This window comes from Alterirhizorhabdus solaris (assembly GCF_007785815.1).
GTDB lineage: Bacteria > Pseudomonadota > Alphaproteobacteria > Sphingomonadales > Sphingomonadaceae > Alterirhizorhabdus > Alterirhizorhabdus solaris.
In genome coordinates this window covers 1-2,828 of sequence record NZ_VNIM01000187.1, presented here as the reverse complement: position 1 = coordinate 2,828, position 2,828 = coordinate 1, and the positions used below count along the sequence as shown (strand labels likewise).

Below are 2,828 nucleotides of genomic sequence, written 5' to 3'. Positions count from 1 at the left end.
CGCTAGCCGTCCCGTGCGCCGGACGGGGCCCTCTGTTCAACCATCACCTGCCTGCCGCCCGTTCGGCCCGCCGCCCTGCGATTGCGTCCGGCGCACGGGACGGCTAGCGGCATCCCCGGAAGGCGGAAAGGCGCCTGTCGGGGGAGGATCGATCGGTGACCGGGCGTTTCATGGGCCGCTTCGCTGCGGCGGCTTTCGGCGTATCGCTCGCCGCCCCCGCGCTGGCCGCGCCGGTCGACGGCATCGACAAGGCGGATACGCTGCTGCTGATCGTCAGTTCGGCGCTGGTGCTGTTCATGACGCTGCCGGGCCTCGCGCTGTTCTATGGCGGGCTGATCCGCGCCAAGAATTTCCTCTCCGTGCTGATGCACTGCTTTGCGCTGGCGGCGCTGGCCTCGCTGCTGTGGTTCGCGGGCGCGTATAGTCTGGCGTTTCGCGGGGCAGGGCCGTGGATCGGTGATCTCTCCGCGATCGGGCTGGCCAACCTCGCGCCGGTCCGCGCCGGCCTCACCATGCCGGAGAACGTGTTCGCGCTCTACCAGATGACCTTCGCCATCATCACCCCGGCACTGATCGTCGGCGCGTTTCCGGAACGGGTGCGGTTCGGCTGGCTGATGCTGTTCTCGGCGCTGTGGATCCTGCTGGTGTACGTGCCGGTGGCGCACTGGATCTGGGGCGGCGGCTGGCTGGCGGCATGGGGCGTGCAGGATTTCGCCGGCGGCATCGTGGTGCACACCACGGCGGGGCTGTCCGCGCTGGTGCTGGCGATCATGATCGGCCCGCGCGGCGGCTTCCCCCAATCGCTGATCCCGCCGCACAGCCCGGCGATGACGATGATCGGTGCGGGGATGCTGTGGGTCGGCTGGTTCGGCTTCAACGGCGGATCGGCGCTGGTGGCCGATGCGACGGCGGGGTCGGCGCTGCTTGCCACCCATCTGGCGGCCTGCGCCGCCGCGCTGGCGTGGGCGGTGGTGGAGCGGATCAAGATCGGCAAGGCCACCTCCGTCGGCATCGTCACCGGCGCGGTGGCCGGCCTCGCCACCATCACCCCGGCGGCGGGCTGGGTGACGCCCGCTGGCGCGGTGGCGATCGGGGCGCTCGGCTCGCTCGTCTGCTTCGCGGCGGTGCTGGCGGTGAAGCATCGCTGGAAGGTGGACGATTCGCTCGACGTGTTCGCGGTGCACGGCGTCGGCGGGATGCTCGGCTCGGTGCTGCTGGCGGTGTTCGGCAGCGCCGCGCTGGGCGGCACCGGCGCTGCGGTGACGAACGGCGTGCTGCCGCAACTGGGCGTGCAGGCGGGCGCGGTGGCGATCGTCGCGCTCTGGTCCGCCGTGGCCACCTTCGTACTGGCGAAGGGCGCGGCCTTGCTGGTGCCGATGCGCGCCACCGCCGAGCAGGAGCATGACGGCCTCGACCTCAGCCACCACGGCGAGCGCGCCTACGAGTTCGACTGAGAGCCCGTCCGGAACCCGTTACGACGGGTTTGGCGGCACCGCCTCGAAACTCGCTCTTCCGCGAATTCTCGAACAGACCCTACACCTTGCCCTTCTTCGTCTCCGGCATGGCGAACAGGTAGAGCAGGAAGCCGGCGCCCGCGATGGAGGCCAGCGTGAGGAAGCTGGCGCCATAGCCGGCCCACACGATGATCGACCCGGCGAGCGAGGCGGAGAGCGCGGCGCCCAGCCCCTGCGTGGTCGCCACCGCGCCCTGGCTCACGTTGAACCGGCCCGAGCCTTCGGTCAGGTCGGCGATCACCACCGGGAACAGCGCGCCGAAGATGCCGGCGCCCACCCCGTCCAGCGCCTGCACGCCGACCAGCCACCACGGATCGTTCGACACGGTGTAGAGCGCGCCGCGCAGCGCGAGGAAGCCGAAGGCGGCGAGGAAGATCGGCTTGGTCCCCAGCCGCTCCGTATGGCGGCCGACGAAGATCGCGACCGGCACCATCACCAGCTGCGCCGCCACGATGCACGCCGCCGTCAGCGAGGTCGCCTGATCCTTGCCCACCGTCTTCGCGAGCAGCTGGCTGACCGAGGTGAGCATCGCGGCGTTGGCGAGGTGGAACAGGAAGGCGATCGCGGCGAACACCATCAGCGGCCGGTTCTCCACCAGCGTCTTCCATGCGCTGGGTTCGTCGCAACCCTTGTCCGGTTCGCAATCGAGGCCGCGCGCCACGGCGTTATCGATATCCTTGTTGCGGATGCGCGAGGCGGTGAAGATGCTCGCCACCGTCAGCCCGGCCATCAGCCAGAACACCACGACCGGGCCGAACTTCCACGCCAGCGCGCCGGCCAGTGCCGCCGACACGGCGTTGCCGGCATGGTTGAACGCTTCGTTGCGGCCCACCCGCTTGGCGAACAGCTTCGGCCCGACCAGCCCCAGCGTGATCGCCGAGATGGCCGGAGCGAACACCGCGCCCGCCACCGCCGCGATCGACTGGGTGACGGCCACCGCCGTGAAGCCCGAGACGACGGGCAGGGACAGGCTGCTCAACGTCACCAGCAGCGCCGCCACCATCACGATACGCGGCTTGTTGCGGCTGCGGTCGATCAGCCCGCCCGCCGGGGTCTGCGCCAGCAGGCCGACGATGCCCGCGATCGTCAGCACCAGCCCCACGGTCGCCTCGTTCCAGCCGTGCTGCGGCCCGCGTACCGCCAGGAGATAGATGGCGAGGTACGGCCCCAGCCCGTCACGCACGTCGGCGAGGAAGAAGTTGAGCGCGTCCAGCGTCTTGCCGGAGCCGGACTTGCCGGGTGACGCCTTGCCGGCCGATCGGTGGCCTGACGGGAGGGGAGGGGACGACGTCGCCATGGGGACAATCCTCGGAC

General features: G+C 70.6%; 2 protein-coding genes. One reads left to right on the top strand and one right to left on the bottom strand.

Annotated features, from left to right (window positions below; all coding sequences use genetic code 11):
• The first annotated feature begins 155 nt into the window (after positions 1-155).
• A complete protein-coding gene (locus tag FOY91_RS21060; RefSeq protein WP_238995834.1) occupies positions 156-1,454 on the top strand; it encodes an ammonium transporter in 1,299 nt (432 codons plus the stop codon).
• 79 nt (positions 1,455-1,533) lie between these two features.
• Here FOY91_RS21060 and FOY91_RS21055 read toward each other — a convergent pair whose 3' ends face one another.
• Positions 1,534-2,811 carry an MFS transporter gene (locus tag FOY91_RS21055; protein ID WP_145155983.1) on the bottom strand — a complete coding sequence of 426 codons (1,278 nt, stop codon included), beginning with the start codon at positions 2,809-2,811 and terminating at the stop codon, positions 1,534-1,536.
• Positions 2,812-2,828 lie beyond the last annotated feature (17 nt).

Coding starts and splice junctions, on each gene's coding strand:
- FOY91_RS21055 (WP_145155983.1), bottom strand. CDS start 2,811: ATGGCGACGTCGTCCCCTCCCCTCCCGTCAGGCCACCGATCGGCCGGC.